We start from the raw sequence: 17036 nt of genomic DNA, 5'->3' as shown, positions 1-17036 counted from the left end.
TCGCATCGGGCAGGTCGGTCACCCGCCCAATGCAGAACCCCCTCTGAAGCTTACAACCGACAGGCATTGACCAGCGGTACCCGACCGCGCCAGGGCTGGGCCCGCTCCAACTGCCCCGCGAGGGCAAACAAGGTACTTTCTTCGCCAAAGCGCGCGGCGAAATGAGCGCCCATCGGCAAGCCGGCAGCGCTCCAGTACAACGGCACCGACATCGCCGGTTGCCCGCTGGCATTGAACAGTGCCGTGAACGGCGAGTAGCTGTGGAACTGTTCAATCAGATCTTCCAGGCTCAGACGGTCGTCTTGCAGGTCCAGCTCACCGATTGGCACCGGCTCGCGTGCCAGGGTCGGCGTGAGGATCAGGTCGTAATCCTGCATGAACACCGCCAACTGCCGACCCAAGGCATGAATCCACTCCACGGCCCCCGCGTACTGCGCACCACTGACATCGCCCTTGCTGCGCAAAATGATGCGGGTGCGAGCTTCCAGCTCTTCAGGCTGCACAGCGAAACCGCGCATCTGGCCCAACACATCAACATAGTGGCGAGTACTTGCACCAATGATGGTGAAGACCTGATCAAGAAACGTCGGCAACACCACCGGCAAGCTGACCGGTTCAACGCGGTGGCCCAGGGATTCACACAACCTGGCGGCCTGGCGCACGGCTTCCACACTTTCGCTGGAAGTCGGCCAAGGCCCGAGGTGCTCAACCAGGGCGATGCGCAGCGGCCGGGGATCACGCTGCAGCGCGGTGACATAGGGCTGTGCCTGCAGCGGCGCGGCATAAGGTGCGCCCAGGTCGATCCCGGCCGTGGCATCCAACAGCGCGGCGCTGTCACGCACCGACAAGGTAATCGCATGGGGGGTGCCCATGCCGGCCCAGCCCTCGCCGATCATCGGCCCGGACGGCAACAGCCCACGGCTGGGTTTGAAGCCGAACACCCCACAGCAGGACGCCGGCACGCGCAAGGAACCGCCGCCATCGTTGCCATGGGCAAACGGTACGACGCGCGCCGCCACCAAGGCTGCCGCGCCGCCGCTGGAACCGCCGGCACTGTGGCCGATATTCCAGGGGTTGCGTGTGGCGCCAAAGCGGTTGGACTCGGTGGAGTACGACGTGCCGAACTCGGGTGAGGTGCTGGTGCCGAGAATCACACACCCGGCACGACGGATACGGCTTACATGTTCAGCTTCAAAGTCAGCGCGAGCGCCTCCCAACGCCTGCGAGCCATTGGTCATCGCCGCGCCGTTAACCGGTGAAAACAGGTCCTTGATCAAGGTCGGTACCCCGGCAAACACACCGTGGCCGGGGCGCGATGCGCGTGCCGACTGCCGCGCCGAATCGTAAAGCCGCTCGGCCACCGCGTTCAGCTGCGGTTCGACCCGTTCGATACGCTCAATCACCGCTTCCAGCAGCTCGCCGGGCTGCACCTCACCGCGCCTGACCCATTCGGCCAAACCGGTGGCGTCCTCGCTGTCCAGCAGGTTGTGGATGTCCATGTTCGTCTCCTATTGATTATGAATGACTTGATCCGAATGCCTGGGTCAGCGCTTTGCGCCGTGCTTGCAGGCCTGCCAGTGCCCAGGCCAGGGCCGAGGCAAAACTGGCACAGGCCAGCCACAGGATTGAACGACGTACGTCACCCGAGTAAACGCTGAGCAAGGCCACCACCAGCGGGCTGACAAATTGACCGAAATACAGAAACGCCGTGAACCCACCCAAGCCGCGCCCACGGGTTTTCGCGCTCAGGGCATTCATCACCGGCGCCATCGCGTTGGGCACCAGCAGCCCGGCGCCCAGGCCATGGATCAGCACTGCCACAAACACCATGCTGTAGCTCGGTGCGCGCATCAGCAGCCACAATCCCAGGCCCAACAGGCTCAGCAACAGCGCATTGCAGCCGGGGATACCGATGCGTCGGCGCAGCAGCGGCCAGGCTAACGAACCACCTAGGGTTGCCAGCAGACTGCCCCCCGCCGACAGCCCGATCATCGTGCTTGAAGTAATGCCGAGGCTGACGAGTAAAACCGGCGCCTGGATCGGCACGATAAAACTCAGCACCATCCCACTGAGGATCAGCAGATAACCGAGCACCAGGGGCAGCACGGCCACCCTGCCCTGTTCAGCCACCTCGGCGGGCTGGCGAGCGGCTGCGGCGGGCTCCCACAGCACCTTGATCATCATCGGCACCAACAACAGTGGCAGCAGGTACAGCAGGAATGGCAGGCGCCAGGAGTGTTCGCCCAACGCGCCGCCCACAACATAGAACAGCGAGCCGACCAAACCGATGGTGACCACCTGCCGGTTGATATAGCGCAACCGCTCCTCGCCGTGCCAATAGTCGGCAATCAGCGTGGCGCAACAGGTCATCACCGCAGCCTCCGCCGCACCGAACAATAGGCGCACGCCGACGATGGCGGGCAAGTTATCCAGCAGCGCCGGGATAGCCCCGAGCACGGCATACAACAGGGTGGCGATCACCAGCAACGCCTTGCGCCCGACCCGGTCGGCCAACCAGCCGGCCAGCGGCGCGCACAGCGCAATCGCCAGTGCCGGCCCGGTGACCGCCAACGGCACCAACAAGTCGGCACGCGGTTCCAGCGCACCGAACTCGGCGCCCAGCTTGGGCAGGATCGGCGCCACCATGGCCGCGCCCATGATGGTCAGGCTGCTGCCCAGCATCAGCACCAGCCCTTCACGGCGCCCGGTGGCTTGCCGTGGTGATGGGGAATCGGAATGTGATGAGTTCATGGCCAGCCCCTTAGAAACTTTGAGAAATGCGCAGCGCCACGGTGTAACCCTCGGCACGGTTGCGGGCATCGGTTTCCTTATAGGCATGCAGCCACACGGGCGGCAGGCCGGGCTTGAAATAACTCACTGCAGGACCGACAGCCAGCACCCGCGCGCGGTTGCCCGATTGCAGCCCGGGCGCGTCGTCATCGCTGAACTGGCGGTAGTAATAGCCACCCAGGCCAAGAGTCCACGGCCCCACGTGCTGGCCCACGGCAAACTCGTGACGGTACTCGACACCGTTCTTGTAATCGGTCGCGGGGTTACGGGTATTGACGTCGACTTCAAAGCTGGAAGAAACCTCGAAGCCACTGTCGGTGATGTAGGTGGCGTTGACGATCGGCGAGAACGTCCAGTGATTGAGCCCTGGAGAAATCAAACGATTCTTGTCGTAGTCACCGGTGGGCGTCTGGATCTGCAACTGCGTGTTGATAAACAGATTCGGCGACAGGTTCCACTGCAGGATCACCGGCAACAGTTGCACGTCGGCCATTCGAAACGGATCGGCCTCCAGGCTCAGCGGCCCCACCGGCGTCTGCACCTTGACGGAAGCGTCCATCTTGAAAAACGGCACCACGGCGCCGAAACCATAGGTGGCGCCCAATACGGTGTAATCGGTCATGCGCATATAGGCAACGCCGATGGACAACACATCCAGTGAGAAGTGGTTGTCGACAGCGCGCCCTTGGCGATCCTTCTGCACGTTGGCCGAATAGAATGCCGTGCGCAGCCCTACAGTTCCGAAAGGCGTGGCCGGCGGCATCATCCCTGCGCCAAAGTCATAGACACCGACGGCCGTCGTCGGCGCACCGTTCTCGGTGGCCTGGACACTGGCGCAGCAACCCAGCAGACCCAGGGTGAACAGCGTCATGCGTGCGGCGCTTGCGTTATTGTTATGAATCATCGAATGCCCCTCCCATCAAGTGGTGTGGGCCATCCTAGTAACGCGCGACGTGAGCCGGTTATCCGTTTTCAGCAGAGTTGCGTGCGGCGCAGGGTCTGTGAAGGGCTTTCGCCAAACAGGGTGCGGTAATCGCCGGAGAACCGGCTCAAATGCCAGAAACCCCAACGCGCAGCCACTTCCTGTACGCCATGGGCCTGGGTGCTCGTTCGCAGTTCGCGGCGCACTGCATTGAGGCGCAGTGCACGCAGATAAGCCACCGGGTTGATGCCCAGGGTTTCCTGAAAACAGTATTGGAGTTTGCGCCGGCTGGCGCCGATGTGATTGCACAGATCGAGGATCGACAGCGGTTCGTCGAGGTGACTCAACGCGTACTCGCGGGCGCGGTCGACCATCCTTTTGCGCGCCGTGGGGTTGAGGGGTGGCGCCTGGTCCGGCGCGATCAACTCCAGCACATGCAGCATCACCGCATCGCGTATGTCGCGCCGGATCGAATCGTGCCCCAGCACGGCATCACGGCCCTGATCGCAGCCTGCCAATTCATCGAACAACGCCGCGAGGTCACGTTGCACGGATGAATGGCCCAAGCGGTAACACTTGGGAAGATCGGTAATTCGAAACTGACTGCCTTGACGCTCTAGCACATGTTCGAGTGCGTGCTCTTCGATGGCCACGCCCAGCAGATCCAAGTGCTGTGGGGTGTGCAGTTCGGGAAGATTTTCACCGTGGGCCACCAACAGGCTGGGCTCGTGGATCGGGTGCCCCGAGCAATACACCGGGCCGTCGGCACTCAAGGGAATGCTGAAGGTGATTGCGCCTTCCCAGGCCGCGCCCCGTTTGATCATGGCCTGGTTAGAGCGGTCGCGCACCAGTTGCATCCAGTCCGAACGGAACGCCACCAACTCACCGGTAAAGGGGCCGGGGGATAACTGATCGTAGCGAACCTGCCAGCCGTCCATATTGCGCGCGTGTTCATCGATGTCGCTGGTCAGAAAACGCTGGAGGGGCAGCGTCGGTGCAAGCACCACCGAGGCCACAGGCGTCAGCACATTATTATTGTTCATTGACCCAACCTTTTTCAGTTGCAAGGCTTACAGGTCATATCGCACGCAAGTTCCATTCCGAACCCAGAGCAGCTCGTGCAGGTGTGCCGAAAATGGATAGTAAGGATTCGCGACCGCGATGCCATCCACGGACAAAGACGTTCACCTATTAATGAAATTTTTGCCTGTTCAAGGCTTGATGTTTTTCAACTCATTGAGCAAGCCCAGCAACTGCTCCATTTTCTCGGCGCCAAACTGCTCTTCGATTTTCTGGTAGTTGCTTTCCATGCCCTCACTCATGGAGACGAAGCATTGCTGGCCGCGCTCGGTGAGGCCCACAAATACCCGGCGTTGGTCCTGGCTGGACTTCTGCCGACGCACCAGGCCGTCGCGCTCCAGGCGGGTCAGCACACCGGTCATGCTCGGCTTGAGGATGCAGGCCTGCTGGGCGAGCTGATGGCTTTCGAGTTCGCCCTGCTGGCGCAGGATGCGAATGACCCGCCACTGTTGCTCAGTCAGTTCATGCTTGTTCAGGGCCGGGCGGAAGAAAGCCATTGCGGCTTCACGGGCTTGCAGCAGGGTCAGTGTCAGCGAAGGTCTGGGGTTGGCCATGACGGCACCACTTGAATGGGCGAGTCGGCAGCTTAGTGTCGCCGGCCAGCGGCTGCAAGCGGCGTTGGCGCTGTGAAAAGTACAATCGGTTCCGCGTAAAAGCCATTCTGTCGCGGCGCGCCGATGCGCATGATGATCCCTACAAGATCAACAAGACCAAGGCGCGAAGCCCCTATGCCTGGCTCAACGCAAACCCGATTGGCGCTGGCGGTACTCCCCCGGCGTGAGCTGTGCGTAACGCTGGAAAAAACGACTGAAATAGGCCGGATCCTTGAACCCCAACTGATAGCAGATCTCGTTGGCCGAGCTCCCGGTAAACAGCAGCAGGCGCTTGGCTTCCTGCATCAGGCGCTCCAGGATCAGGCGCTTGGACGGCAAGTCGGCAATACGTCGGCATACATCGTTGAGCCGTGCTTCTGTCACCCCAATGCCCTGGGCATACCGCGACAACGGCCAGTGTTGCTGATAGTGCACTTCGATCAGCTCATTGAAGCGGTGGAAGATTTTCAAGTCTTCGTGCCTGGCGGGCGTGGCTTTCAACGAGTGGGAGCACAGCCGCAACAGGCTGATCATGATCAACCGCGTCAGGCTGTCCAGGGCCGCGCTGCGCCCGGAACGCTGGGCTTTCACTTCTTCGCTCAGTTCCTCGAACAGATAATCCAAGCGGCGGATATCCCCCGCGTATTGCGGCTCCAACTGCGCCAGGGCGACACACGCGGCCGGCAATTGCGCACCGGCCGGTGCCAGGCTGGCGTCGGCTTCGATCAGTTGCCACACCAGCTGCTGACGCACCGTCAGCACGTGCCCGTCACTGTCGGCCTCGGTCACAAACGAGTGCGGGACCGTGGGTGGCGTGAGGAAGAACATCGGCCCGGATTCGACGTATTGCTGGTCGTCCAGGTACACGCGCACGGTGCCGCTTTTTACGTAGTGAACCTGGAAAAACCGGTCATGCCGGTGAACGGGCATGTTGCGCCCGAAGAAATCCGCCAGGTTCGCCAGTTTGTCGTAGTGGACTTCAGCGTCGCTGTAGCGCTGGTCGTACACCTGGCCAATGTTGATGTTCGGGATGGGTTGACGGTCGCTCATCGCACGCTACTCGTTTTTATTGTGATTGCTGCAGTGCAGCAGCGCTCATCCTGCACCGATTTGGGCGGCACAACCACCGCACAAACAGTCTGCCACCCTTGACGATAGTTAACATCTTAATTATAACTGTTAACACATTAACTAAATACAGGGCCCCCACGGCTCTGCCAGGAGAAAGCATGAGCCGCGCCTTGCATGACGTCGCGACTGGCACCCTTTTTGGTGTCGCACTGAACTACCAGGGGCTGCTCAAGCAGCGCCTCGCCGAGTTCGAACAGCCGCCGTATCAGAAACCGCCGGTCAAACCGGTGCTGTTCATCAAGACGCCCAACACCCGCAACCAGCACGGCGCCGAGGTGGTGCATCCAGGCCAGGGCGAACGCTTGCAGCCTGGGCCGGCATTGGGGGTGGTCATGGGCAAGAGCGCCAGCCGCGTCAGCCCGGCCGAAGCCCTCGATTACGTGGCCGGCTACACCCTCGTCAATGAGTTCAGCCTGCCGGAAGACAGCTACTACCGCCCCGCCGTCAAAGCCAAATGCCGCGATGGTTTCTGCGCCATCGGGCCCGAGCTGATACCCACGGCGCAGGTCTCGAACCCGCACAATCTCGCGATCACCCTGTACGTCAACGGCGAGATTCGCCAGCAAAACACCACGGCCAACTTCGTGCGCAACATTCCATTGCTGATCGCCGAGATCAGCGAATTCATGACCCTGCACGCGGGCGATGTGCTGATAACCGGCACTCCCGAAGGCCGGGTGGATGTGCAGCCTGGCGACACCGTGGAGGTCGAGATCAGTGGCCTGGGCCGCCTGGTCAATCACATCAAGGCGGAGGAGCTCTCATGAAACACGCCCGTATTCGCTTTGAAGGTGAAGTCCATTCGGTACAGGTCGAAGCTGAAAACGCCGTACGCCTGGCTGACGGCCGCCTGCTGGCCGAAGACCAGGTGCAATGGCTGCCACCGGCGACCGGCAGCATGTTCGCCCTGGGCCTGAACTATGCCGACCACGCCGCTGAACTGGCTTTCAAGCCGCCGACCGAACCGCTGGCCTTCATCAAGTCCGTGGGCACGTACACCGGCCACAACCAGGTGACCTGGCGCCCGGATAACGTCGCCTACATGCACTACGAGTGCGAACTGGTGGCCGTCATCGGCAAGCCGGCGCGCAACGTCAAGCGCGAAGACGCCCTGGATTACCTGGCGGGCTACACGGTGTGCAACGACTACGCCATTCGCGACTACCTGGAAAATTACTACCGGCCCAACCTGCGCGTGAAAAACCGCGACGCCACCACGCCTGTCGGCCCGTGGATCGTCGATGTAGCCGATGTGCCGGACCCAGGCAACCTGAAACTGCGCACCTGGATCAACGGCGAGCTGCGCCAGGAAGGCAGCACCCAGGACATGATTTTCGACATTCCCTACCTGATCGAATACCTGTCCAGCTTCATGACCTTGCAACCCGGCGACATGATCGCCACCGGCACGCCCGAAGGCCTGGCGGACGTCGTGCCTGGCGATGAAGTGATTGTGGAAGTCGAAGGCGTAGGCCGCCTGGTGAACCGAATTGTCAGCGAAGCGGCGTTCTTCAGCGCCCGTAAAGAGGCTTAAGCAGCATGATCAAACATTGGATCAACGGCCGTGAGGTCGAAAGCAAAGACGTGTTCGTCAACTACAACCCGGCCACCGGCGAAGCCATCGGCGAAGTGGCCAGCGGCGGTGCCGAGGAAGTCGCGCAAGCCGTGGCCGCAGCCAAGGAAGCCTTCCCGAAATGGGCCGGCACCCCGGCCAAGGAACGTGCGCGCTTGATGCGCAAGCTAGGTGAACTGATCGAACAGAACGTGCCGCACCTGGCCGAACTGGAAACCCTCGACACCGGCCTGCCGATCCACCAGACCAAAAACGTATTGATTCCCCGCGCCTCGCACAACTTCGACTTTTTCGCCGAAGTCTGCACGCGCATGGACGGCCACAGCTACCCGGTCGATAACCAGATGCTCAACTACACCCTGTACCAGCCGGTGGGTGTCTGCGCGCTGGTCTCGCCATGGAACGTGCCGTTCATGACGGCCACCTGGAAGACCGCGCCATGCCTGGCCCTGGGCAATACCGCCGTGCTGAAAATGTCCGAGCTGTCGCCGCTGACCGCCAATGAACTGGGGCGCCTGGCGGTGGAGGCCGGCATTCCAAAAGGCGTGCTCAACGTCATCCAGGGTTACGGCGCGACCGCCGGTGACGCCCTGGTGCGCCACCCCGATGTACGCGCGATTTCATTCACCGGCGGCACCGCCACCGGCAAGAAGATCATGCAGACCGCCGGGCTGAAAAAGTACTCCATGGAACTGGGCGGCAAGTCGCCGGTGCTGATCTTCGAAGATGCCGATCTGGAACGTGCCCTCGACGCCGCGCTGTTCACCATCTTCTCGCTCAACGGCGAACGCTGCACCGCCGGCAGCCGGATCTTTATCCAGGAAAGTGTGTACCCGCAGTTCGTCGCCGAGTTCGCCGCGCGCGCCAAACGCCTGATCGTCGGTGACCCGCAAGACCCGAAAACCCAGGTCGGCTCGATGATCACCCAGGCCCATTACGACAAGGTCACCGGCTACATCAAGATCGGCCTCGAAGAAGGCGCCACCCTCCTCGCCGGTGGCCTGGAGCGCCCGGCCAACCTGGCGGCGCACCTGAGCAAAGGCCAGTTCATCCAGCCCACGGTGTTCGCTGACGTGAACAACAATATGCGTATCGCCCAGGAAGAAATCTTCGGCCCGGTGGTGTGCCTGATTCCGTTCAAGGACGAAGCCGAAGCGCTGCAGCTGGCCAACGCCACCGAGTACGGCCTGGCGTCTTACATCTGGACCCAGGACATCGGCAAAGCGCATCGTCTGGCCTATGGCATCGAAGCGGGCATGGTATTCATCAATAGCCAGAACGTGCGCGACCTGCGCCAGCCGTTCGGCGGTGTGAAGGGCTCCGGCACCGGCCGTGAAGGCGGCCAGTACAGCTTTGAGGTGTTCGCTGAGATCAAGAACGTGTGTATCTCGATGGGCAGCCATCACATTCCACGCTGGGGCCTCTGAGCAACACCCGAAGCCCCTAAGAAAACAACAACAATTTCAGGAGAATCATCATGGGCGAAGTCGTCCTGGCGGCGAAAATCTGTCACGTTCCCTCGATGTATTTGTCGGAGCTGCCTGGCAAGCACCACGGCTGCCGCGAAGCGGCGATTGCCGGGCACAAGGAAATCGGTCGGCGCGCCCGCGAGCTGGGCGCCGATACCGCCGTGGTGTTCGACGTGCACTGGCTGGTCAACAGCGCCTATCACGTCAACAGCGGCAAGCACTTCAAAGGCATCTACACCAGTAACGAACTGCCGCACTTCATCAAGAACATGGCGTACGAATACCCCGGCTGCCCGGAGCTGGGCGAGCTGATCGCCGCCGAGGCCAACGCCGCCGACGTGCGCACCCTGGCCCACAACATCCCGAGCCTGGAACTGGAATACGGCACCCTGGTACCGATGCGCTACATGCACATGGGCGTACCGGACGAGCAGACATTCAACGTCGTTTCGATTGCCGCCTGGTGTGCCTGGCATCGCCTGCAAGACAGCTTCACCTTCGGCGCCGCCGTGCGCCGGGCCATCGAGAAGAGCGACCGCAAAGTCGTGGTGCTGGCCTCGGGGTCGCTGTCGCACCGTTTCTCCGACGACCGCAATGCCGAAGCCAATATCCATAACTGGACGCGCGAGTTCGACAAACAGGTCGACCTGCATGTGGTGGAACTGTGGCGCCAGGGCCGCTGGAAAGAGTTCTGCGCCATGCTCCCGGACTACGCCGAGCATTGCTTTGGCGAAGGCAAGATGCACGACACCGCCATGCTCCTGGGTTTGCTCGGCGGGCCGGACTACGACAAGCCGGCCGAGATCATCACCGCGCCTTTCGGTAGCTCGGGCACCGGGCAGATCAACGCCATTTTCCCTGTTTGACCGCATGGCCGCGCGGCATCCCCGCGCGGCCTGAAGGAGCCGTTCATGCCCCACTTCATCGCTGAATACACCGACAACATCGAACAGCAGGCAGACCTGCCGGGCCTGTTCGAAAAAGTCCACGCCAGCCTGGGCGACAGCGGCGTGTTTCCCCTGGGCGGCATCCGCAGCCGTGGCGTGCGCCTGGACACCTGGCGCATGGCCGACGGCAAGCATGACTACGCCTTCGTGCACATGACGTTGAAGGTCGGCCATGGCCGCGACCTGGCGACACGGCAGCACGTCGCCGAGCGCCTGTTCGAGGTCATCACCCAGCACTTCGCCGATCTTCAGGCCCAGCGCCTGCTGGCCTTGTCGTTTGAAATGATCGAACTGCACGAGCAACTCAACTTCAAGCAGAACAACGTGCATGCGTTCCTCAAGGCGCAGGTCGGTTAAGACACCCTGCCCGTTCACACCCTCGGCCTCTCAGATAAAAAGTATAAAACCATGAGCACAGCCCATACCGCCGACAACCTCGGCCAGGTCGCACGCGACCGTACTCACAGCACCATCACCTGGCGGCTGATGCCGTTGTTGCTGATCTGCTACCTCTTCGCCCATCTCGATCGCATCAACATCGGCTTCGCCAAGATGCAGATGAGCGCGGACTTGAACTTCAGCGACACCGTCTATGGCTTCGGCGCCGGCCTGTTCTTCGTGGCCTACGCGCTGTTCGGCGTGCCCAGCAACATGGCCCTGGACCGAGTGGGCCCCAGGCGTTGGATTGCCACGCTGATGGTGGTGTGGGGCGTGCTGTCGACCTGCATGTTCCTGATCGACAGCGCCATGGGTTTCTATGTGCTGCGCTTTTTGCTGGGGGTGGCCGAGGCCGGTTTCTTCCCGGGCATCCTGGTGTTTCTAAACCGCTGGTACCCGGCCGGCCGTCGCGCTCAGGTTACCGCCCTGTTTGCCATCGCAGTGCCGATGGCCGGGGTAATCGGTGGTCCGCTTTCCGGCGGCATCCTTGAACACTTTCACGACCTGGGCGGCCTGCGCGGCTGGCAATGGATGTTCGTCATCGAAGGCGCCCCCGTGATTCTTCTCGGGCTGGTGGTGCTCAAGTGCTTGCCGGACAGCTTCGAGACGGTCAAGTGGCTGGCGCCGGAACAGAAGCAACAACTGCGCGAGCAACTGCACCGGGAAGAACACCGCAAATCGATCACCTCGTTTTCGGCGATTCTCAGCAACCCGCAGGTGTGGCTGCTGGTGGCGGTGTACTTCGCGGTGATGCTGGCGGTCAACACCCTGGCGTTCTGGATGCCGACGCTGATCCATGGCGCCGGCATCGGCAGCGACGGCAAGGTCGGCCTGCTCAGTGCGGTGCCGTACCTGGCCGGGTGTTTCTTCATGATTGGCTGTGGGCGCTCGTCCGACCGCCAGCGTGAACGCCGCTGGCACCTGTGCGTGCCCTTGCTGATGTCGGCCGCCGGTATTGCCATCGCCGGGCTCGCCCCCGCCAACCCGGCCGTGGTGCTGGGCGGCTTGATTCTCGCCGGCATGGGCGCCAGCGCGGCGTTGCCGATGTTCTGGCAACTGCCCCCGGCGTTCCTGTCCAACAGCACCCAAGCCGCCGGGATCGCCCTGATCAGTTCGTTCGGCAGCATCGCGTCATTCTTCGCGCCCTACCTGATCGGCTGGATGCGCGACACCACCCAGAGCGCCAGCCTGGCCCTGTACGTCCTGGCGCTGCTCATTGCTCTCGGTGGCTTGCTGGTGCTGCGCACCCGAGCGGCCATCGTCAACCCTCAATAAGAGACTCTTGCCATGCTTGATCAATCACTCATTTTGCAAGCCGCCGCGCGCCTCGACCAGGCCGAACGTTCACGCGAGCAGGTGCGCCAGTTTTCCCTCGATCACCCGGCGATCACCCTCGACGACGCCTATGCCATCCAGCGCGCCTGGGTCGCGCAAAAAATCAAGGACGGGCGCAAGCTGGTCGGCCACAAGATCGGCCTAACCTCCCGGGCCATGCAGGTCTCGTCCAACATCACCGAGCCGGATTACGGCGCGTTGCTCGATGATATGTTCTTCGATGAAGGCACCGACATCCCCTTCGAGCGCTTTATCGTGCCGCGCGTCGAGGTGGAGCTGGCATTTATCCTGGGCAAACCGCTCAAGGGGCCGAACGTGACGGTGTTCGATGTGCTCGACGCCACCGAATGGGTAATCCCGGCGCTGGAGATCATCGATGCGCGCATCCAGCAGGTCGACCCGCACACCAAGGCGACCCGCAAGGTGTTCGACACCATCTCCGACAACGCCGCCAACGCCGGCGTGGTCATGGGCGGGCGGGCCGTGCGCCCCTCCGAGATCGACTTGCGCAAGGTGCCGGCGGTGCTCTACCGCAATGGCGTGATCGAAGAGTCCGGCGTCTCCGCCGCCGTGCTCAATCACCCGGCCAAGGGCGTGGCCTGGCTCGCGAATAAACTGGCCGCCTATGACGTCACCCTGCAACCCGGGCAAATCATCCTGGGTGGCTCCTTCACCCGCCCGGTGGCGGCCAACCCTGGCGATACCTTCCATGTCGACTACGACATGCTCGGGTCGATTGCCTGCCGATTCGTTTAACGGGAGAGTGCCCATGGACATGCCTATCAACACCTTCAAACGTCGCCTGCGCAGCGGTGAAGCCCAGATCGGCCTATGGCTGGGTCTGGCCGATGCCTATTGCGCGGAACTGGCCGCCAATGCCGGTTTCGATTGGCTGCTGATCGACGGCGAACATGCGCCCAACGACCTGCGCGGCATGCTCGGCCAGCTCCAGGCCGTGGCGCCCTACCCTAGCCATCCGGTGATTCGCCCGGTGATCGGCGACACCGCGTTGATCAAGCAAGTACTCGACATTGGCGTGCAGACGTTGCTGGTGCCCATGGTGGAAAGCGCAGAACAGGCGCGGGAACTGGTGAGAGCCATCCACTATCCACCCCACGGCGTACGTGGTGTCGGCAGTGCTCTGGCCAGGGCTTCACGCTGGAACAGCATTGCCGGCTACCTCGACAAAGCCGATGAGCAGATGTGCCTGCTGGTGCAGATCGAAAACCGCGAAGGCCTGGCCAACCTGGATGCGATTGCGGCGGTGGAAGGCGTCGACGGTGTGTTTATCGGGCCGGCAGACCTGAGCGCCTCGATGGGCCATCGCGGCAACCCCGGCCACCCTGAGGTGCAGGCGGCAATCGAAGACGCCATCGCGCGCATCCGCAGCGCCGGCAAAGCCGCCGGCATTCTCAGCGCCGACCAGGCACTGGCCCGACGCTACATCGACCTGGGCGCGGCGTTCGTGGCGGTGGGCGTGGACACCACCGTGCTGATGCGCGGGCTGCAAAGCCTGGCGGCGGCCTTCAAGGATTCACCGGCGCCTGCCAGCGCGGCCGGCGCTATCTATTAGGGAGTGCGAACGAAAAGTGACCTGTGGCGAGGGAGGCCCGCTCGCCACAGGCTTATCTGACCGACATGCCGGCCTCGGCTCAGCGCTTGAGGGTTTTCAGCTCGTTGAGCAAGGTCAGCAACGTCTGCAACTTCTCCTCGCCAAACCCCGCCTGCAAGCGCTGGTAATTGGCTTCCATGCTCTGGCTCATCGAGTCGAAACAGGCTTGGCCCTTCTCGGCCAGCCGCACCAGCACGCGGCGTTGATCCTGTTGCGCCTTGCGCCGCTCCACCATGCCCGCCGCTTCCATACGCACCAGCACCCCGGTCATGCTCGGCTTGAGGATGCACGCCAGCTCGGCCAACCGGTTGATCTCAAGCTCATCGTGCTGGTTCAAGATCCGAATGACCCGCCATTGCTGCTCGGTCAACCCGTGTTGATTGAGCGAAGGACGAAAAAACCCCATGGCGGCTTCACGCGCATGGAGCAAAGTGAGGGTCAGGGATTGGCGCGGTTTGGACATGGGGGGTGGCGTCGCAATTAGTTAACAGATTAACAACATTCTAGCATTGGCAATTGTTCCCCGTGTGCGGCTTTACCGCGCGACCGGATTCAGGGTTGATTATTGGCAGCCACGGTCAAGAGCGGCGGCACACAGAATCAAGACACCTACCGCTCGGAAGGCACTTAATACACCCCAACAGGTACAGAGCTTCTTGTCGGCTCTGCAATGAGTTTCCCTTCACTTTTCCAGGCTGCGCCATGATCAATATCGAAACGCCGACCTACTACTCGGCAACCAGGAAATACAACCTCAGCTTCCCCTCCCTCGAACAGGACGTGGAAGCCGATGTGGTGGTGATTGGCGGCGGTTTCTCCGGCATCAACACCGCACTGGAACTCGCCGAAAAAGGCATCACCAATATTGTGGTGCTCGAAGCGCGCTACCTGGGCTTCGGCGGTACGGGCCGCAATGGCGGGCAGATCATGGCAGGGATCGGCCATGACCTGGAGAAGATCAAGCAACAAGTCGGCGACGAAGGCCTGCGCCAGATCTTTGAAATCAGCGAGCTGGGCGCCGGCATCATCAAGGATCGCATCGCCAAGTACGCGATCGACGCCGACTTCTGCCACGGCTACGGCTACATGGGCTTCAACGCCCGCCAGGAAAAAACCCTGCGCGCCTGGGAGAAGGACTTCAAGTCGATCAACACCCAGGACGAAATCCGCTTTATGGCGGGGTCCGAGGTCAAGCAGATCATTGGTTCAGACGCCTATACCAGCGCGCTGCTGCACATGGGCGGCGGGCACGTGCACTCGCTGAACCTGCTGCTGGGCGAAGCCAAGGCCCTGGCCGGCCACGGTGTGCGCATCTTTGAGCACAGCCCGGCGCTGGAAGTCAGTTATGGCGAACGCATCACCGTGCGCACCGGCCGAGGCTCGGTCAAAGCCTCCAAGTTGCTGTGGGCCTGCGACAGTTTTCTCAACAAGCTGGAACCGGAACTGCACAAGACCACCGTCAATACCTATGCCTTCCAGTTGATGACCGAGCCGTTGTCGGACGAGATGATCAACCGCATCAGCCCGATACGCGGCGCCTACAGCGATATTCGCCCGGTGATCGACTACTACCGGGTCACCAACGAAAACCGCTTGCTGTTCGGTGCCGCCACGCCTTTCGTCGAGCACATCCCGCTGGACCTCAAAGCCTGGAACCGCAACCTGATGCTGAAGATTTTCCCCTACCTCAAGGACGTGAAGATCGACCTGGCGTGGGGCGGGCCGATGGCGACCGGGGCCAACCTGTTCCCGCAGATCGGCACGCTCAGCGGACGCCCGAATGCCTTTTATGTGCAGGGCTACGCCGGCTTCGGGGTCACGCCCAGCCACATCATCTGCAAGGTCCTGGCCGAGGGCATGAGCGAAGGCTCGTCGCGCTACGACCTGATCAGCGCGGTCAAGCATGCGCAGATCCTGGGCAAGGACCATATCCGCCCGCTGCTGCTCACGGCCGGCAAAAGCCTTCATCAACTTTCGGGCTACTTCAACGGTCGCCGTTGAGCCCCGCTGTTTCATTCACAGGAGAACTGCCATGCCCGTTACCACCCTGAAGAAAGACATCCAATTATCGGACCTCGATGCCTGGGGCACCGTTGCCGATCTCGGTTCCGAGATCCTCGAAGGTGAAGTCAAAGCCTTTGGCAAAATGACCTTCGGCGCACCGACCGACGCCGTCAGCAGCGCCTATTTCGGCACTACCCAAGGCAAGTTCCGGATGGTCTACCCGTTCGCCGAACAAGCTACGGTGGTCACCGGTGAAGTGGTGCTGACCGACGAGAGTACTGGCCAGAGCACCCGTTACAAGGCGGGCGACAGCTGGTTCGTGACCAAGGGCACGCCGGTGCTGTGGGAGGTGGTGAGCGAGAGTTTTGTGAAGCACTATTTCGCGGTAGTCTGATCGCTCCCCTCTGCCGGCTTCGGCCGGCAGCGTTTGTTCCGGCGCAGGTGACTGACCATGCATGCCATCCCCGCTCAGGAAGTCGCCGGCCATTGCCTGCAGGCTTTCACTCAACTGGTGCCCGCCAGCCAGGCAGCGTTCTATTGTGTCGACCGCCAGCTGCAAGCCCGCGATTTCAGGCTGCAAGGCATGAGCGGTGAGATGCACCGCGACTACCTGGACAACTACCGCCAATTCGACCCGTTGCAACCGCGCAATTGCCTGTCCAGCGGGCTGGCGGTGGTGCCGCTGGGTTTTGCCATGGCCCGCCAGCCGCTGCGTGACAGTCGCCGCTATCAAGACTTCCTGCAGCGCTACGGTGTGGTCGATGTGGTGGAGATCGTCGCCCATCGCGCCAACCAGCCCCAGGCGGCCATCTCCTTGCTGCGCACGGCGGAGCAAGGGGTGTTCACCATCGACCAGTTGGCTCAGCTCAATGCCTTGCAGGCGTTGCTGCAAATGGCCGTAGCCAATATGCAGCCCTGCGACGATGCGCTGGCCGGTCTCACGCCCAAAGAGCGGCAGATTGCCTGGTTATTACGTCAGGGCGCGAGCAACAAGCAACTGGCCCTGGAGCTGGACGTCGGCCTGCCGACCATCAAGACGCACTTGATCCACCTGTTTCGCAAAACCGGTGTGAGCAGCCGTACCGAACTGGTCGCCGCGCTGTTTCTTTAAGCCGCCTCAACCCTTTGGTTGATAGGCGAGC

Annotated in this window: 18 protein-coding genes; 11 read left to right on the top strand and 7 right to left on the bottom strand. The window is 62.0% G+C overall.

Going from position 1 to position 17036, the window contains the following annotated elements:
• Positions 1-50: 50 nt before the first annotated feature.
• From HDC32_RS30540 to hpaA, 6 genes are all read right to left on the bottom strand, one after another.
• The gene (locus tag HDC32_RS30540; protein ID WP_184746538.1) at positions 51-1499 is read right to left on the bottom strand and encodes an amidase; all 1449 of its coding nucleotides are present in this window, start codon (positions 1497-1499) and stop codon (positions 51-53) included.
• A gap of 16 nt (positions 1500-1515) precedes the next feature.
• Positions 1516-2751, bottom strand: a complete 1236-nt coding sequence (locus HDC32_RS30535) for an MFS transporter (RefSeq protein WP_131698840.1) — start codon at positions 2749-2751, stop codon at positions 1516-1518.
• Positions 2752-2761: 10 nt separating this feature from the next.
• Positions 2762-3694, bottom strand: a complete 933-nt coding sequence (locus HDC32_RS30530; protein WP_131698841.1) for a transporter — start codon at positions 3692-3694, stop codon at positions 2762-2764.
• 68 nt (positions 3695-3762) lie between these two features.
• Complete coding sequence (locus HDC32_RS30525) at positions 3763-4755, bottom strand: helix-turn-helix domain-containing protein (RefSeq protein ID WP_184746536.1); 993 nt, start codon at positions 4753-4755, stop codon at positions 3763-3765.
• A 168-nt stretch (positions 4756-4923) separates the two neighbouring features.
• Positions 4924-5346, bottom strand: coding sequence for a homoprotocatechuate degradation operon regulator HpaR (gene hpaR / locus HDC32_RS30520; protein WP_074845908.1), 423 nt, complete (start codon positions 5344-5346; stop codon positions 4924-4926).
• Positions 5347-5529: 183 nt separating this feature from the next.
• Positions 5530-6435: a 4-hydroxyphenylacetate catabolism regulatory protein HpaA gene (hpaA, locus tag HDC32_RS30515; RefSeq protein ID WP_131698843.1), complete on the bottom strand. Its 906-nt coding sequence runs from the start codon at positions 6433-6435 to the stop codon at positions 5530-5532.
• 179 nt (positions 6436-6614) lie between these two features.
• On the opposite strand from hpaA, the gene HDC32_RS30510 reads away from it, so the two are divergent.
• Genes HDC32_RS30510 through hpaI form a run of 8 tightly spaced genes read left to right on the top strand, consistent with a single transcriptional unit; the run spans position 6615 to position 13851 of the window.
• Positions 6615-7283: a fumarylacetoacetate hydrolase family protein gene (locus HDC32_RS30510; RefSeq protein ID WP_053139649.1), complete on the top strand. Its 669-nt coding sequence runs from the start codon at positions 6615-6617 to the stop codon at positions 7281-7283.
• Entirely contained in the window at positions 7280-8050 is a 771-nt protein-coding gene (locus tag HDC32_RS30505; RefSeq protein ID WP_092488325.1) for a fumarylacetoacetate hydrolase family protein, read from the top strand. The genes HDC32_RS30510 and HDC32_RS30505 overlap by 4 nt, the downstream gene beginning before the upstream one ends.
• 5 nt (positions 8051-8055) lie before the next feature.
• Positions 8056-9516, top strand: a complete 1461-nt coding sequence (hpaE, locus tag HDC32_RS30500) for a 5-carboxymethyl-2-hydroxymuconate semialdehyde dehydrogenase (protein WP_145337168.1) — start codon at positions 8056-8058, stop codon at positions 9514-9516.
• A 50-nt stretch (positions 9517-9566) separates the two neighbouring features.
• Positions 9567-10424 (top strand): 3,4-dihydroxyphenylacetate 2,3-dioxygenase, encoded by an 858-nt coding sequence (hpaD, locus tag HDC32_RS30495; RefSeq protein WP_184746534.1) that lies wholly within the window; start codon positions 9567-9569, stop codon positions 10422-10424.
• Positions 10425-10469: 45 nt separating this feature from the next.
• Positions 10470-10862: a 5-carboxymethyl-2-hydroxymuconate Delta-isomerase gene (locus tag HDC32_RS30490; RefSeq protein WP_131698845.1), complete on the top strand. Its 393-nt coding sequence runs from the start codon at positions 10470-10472 to the stop codon at positions 10860-10862.
• Positions 10863-10913: 51 nt separating this feature from the next.
• Positions 10914-12218: an MFS transporter gene (locus HDC32_RS30485; protein WP_184746532.1), complete on the top strand. Its 1305-nt coding sequence runs from the start codon at positions 10914-10916 to the stop codon at positions 12216-12218.
• A 12-nt stretch (positions 12219-12230) separates the two neighbouring features.
• On the top strand, positions 12231-13034 hold the full coding sequence (gene hpaH / locus HDC32_RS30480; protein ID WP_184746530.1) for a 2-oxo-hept-4-ene-1,7-dioate hydratase: 804 nt from the start codon (positions 12231-12233) through the stop codon (positions 13032-13034).
• Positions 13035-13047: 13 nt separating this feature from the next.
• Positions 13048-13851 (top strand): 4-hydroxy-2-oxoheptanedioate aldolase, encoded by an 804-nt coding sequence (hpaI, locus tag HDC32_RS30475; RefSeq protein WP_167654949.1) that lies wholly within the window; start codon positions 13048-13050, stop codon positions 13849-13851.
• Positions 13852-13930: 79 nt separating this feature from the next.
• Here the strand turns inward: hpaI and hpaR (HDC32_RS30470) are convergent, their stop codons facing one another.
• Positions 13931-14353, bottom strand: a complete 423-nt coding sequence (gene hpaR, locus HDC32_RS30470; RefSeq protein WP_053139663.1) for a homoprotocatechuate degradation operon regulator HpaR — start codon at positions 14351-14353, stop codon at positions 13931-13933.
• Between the two features lie 239 nt (positions 14354-14592).
• Here hpaR (HDC32_RS30470) and HDC32_RS30465 point away from each other — a divergent pair, with 239 nt between their 5' ends.
• Genes HDC32_RS30465 through HDC32_RS30455 form a run of 3 tightly spaced genes read left to right on the top strand, consistent with a single transcriptional unit; the run spans position 14593 to position 17005 of the window.
• Complete coding sequence (locus HDC32_RS30465) at positions 14593-15891, top strand: FAD-binding oxidoreductase (protein ID WP_184746528.1); 1299 nt, start codon at positions 14593-14595, stop codon at positions 15889-15891.
• A 31-nt stretch (positions 15892-15922) separates the two neighbouring features.
• Positions 15923-16288, top strand: a complete 366-nt coding sequence (locus tag HDC32_RS30460; protein WP_065923953.1) for a cupin domain-containing protein — start codon at positions 15923-15925, stop codon at positions 16286-16288.
• A 57-nt stretch (positions 16289-16345) separates the two neighbouring features.
• A complete protein-coding gene (locus HDC32_RS30455) occupies positions 16346-17005 on the top strand; it encodes a helix-turn-helix transcriptional regulator (protein WP_184746526.1) in 660 nt (219 codons plus the stop codon).
• Positions 17006-17036 lie beyond the last annotated feature (31 nt).

The organism is Pseudomonas sp. JAI120, assembly GCF_014207255.1.
Lineage (GTDB): Bacteria > Pseudomonadota > Gammaproteobacteria > Pseudomonadales > Pseudomonadaceae > Aquipseudomonas.
Note: the sequence above shows the minus strand (reverse complement) of the source record. Positions and strands in the feature narration are given on the sequence as shown.

What these genes read in the sequence shown, in the direction of transcription:
- HDC32_RS30540 (WP_184746538.1), bottom strand. Translation starts at nt 1,499, where the DNA reads ATGGACATCCACAACCTGCTGGACAGCGAGGACGCCACCGGTTTGGCC.
- HDC32_RS30535 (WP_131698840.1), bottom strand. Translation starts at nt 2,751, where the DNA reads ATGAACTCATCACATTCCGATTCCCCATCACCACGGCAAGCCACCGGG.
- HDC32_RS30530 (WP_131698841.1), bottom strand. Translation starts at nt 3,694, where the DNA reads ATGATTCATAACAATAACGCAAGCGCCGCACGCATGACGCTGTTCACC.
- HDC32_RS30525 (WP_184746536.1), bottom strand. Translation starts at nt 4,755, where the DNA reads ATGAACAATAATAATGTGCTGACGCCTGTGGCCTCGGTGGTGCTTGCA.
- hpaR (WP_074845908.1), bottom strand. Translation starts at nt 5,346, where the DNA reads ATGGCCAACCCCAGACCTTCGCTGACACTGACCCTGCTGCAAGCCCGT.
- hpaA (WP_131698843.1), bottom strand. Translation starts at nt 6,435, where the DNA reads ATGAGCGACCGTCAACCCATCCCGAACATCAACATTGGCCAGGTGTAC.
- HDC32_RS30510 (WP_053139649.1), top strand. Translation starts at nt 6,615, where the DNA reads ATGAGCCGCGCCTTGCATGACGTCGCGACTGGCACCCTTTTTGGTGTC.
- HDC32_RS30505 (WP_092488325.1), top strand. Translation starts at nt 7,280, where the DNA reads ATGAAACACGCCCGTATTCGCTTTGAAGGTGAAGTCCATTCGGTACAG.
- hpaE (WP_145337168.1), top strand. Translation starts at nt 8,056, where the DNA reads ATGATCAAACATTGGATCAACGGCCGTGAGGTCGAAAGCAAAGACGTG.
- hpaD (WP_184746534.1), top strand. Translation starts at nt 9,567, where the DNA reads ATGGGCGAAGTCGTCCTGGCGGCGAAAATCTGTCACGTTCCCTCGATG.
- HDC32_RS30490 (WP_131698845.1), top strand. Translation starts at nt 10,470, where the DNA reads ATGCCCCACTTCATCGCTGAATACACCGACAACATCGAACAGCAGGCA.
- HDC32_RS30485 (WP_184746532.1), top strand. Translation starts at nt 10,914, where the DNA reads ATGAGCACAGCCCATACCGCCGACAACCTCGGCCAGGTCGCACGCGAC.
- hpaH (WP_184746530.1), top strand. Translation starts at nt 12,231, where the DNA reads ATGCTTGATCAATCACTCATTTTGCAAGCCGCCGCGCGCCTCGACCAG.
- hpaI (WP_167654949.1), top strand. Translation starts at nt 13,048, where the DNA reads ATGGACATGCCTATCAACACCTTCAAACGTCGCCTGCGCAGCGGTGAA.
- hpaR (WP_053139663.1), bottom strand. Translation starts at nt 14,353, where the DNA reads ATGTCCAAACCGCGCCAATCCCTGACCCTCACTTTGCTCCATGCGCGT.
- HDC32_RS30465 (WP_184746528.1), top strand. Translation starts at nt 14,593, where the DNA reads ATGATCAATATCGAAACGCCGACCTACTACTCGGCAACCAGGAAATAC.
- HDC32_RS30460 (WP_065923953.1), top strand. Translation starts at nt 15,923, where the DNA reads ATGCCCGTTACCACCCTGAAGAAAGACATCCAATTATCGGACCTCGAT.
- HDC32_RS30455 (WP_184746526.1), top strand. Translation starts at nt 16,346, where the DNA reads ATGCATGCCATCCCCGCTCAGGAAGTCGCCGGCCATTGCCTGCAGGCT.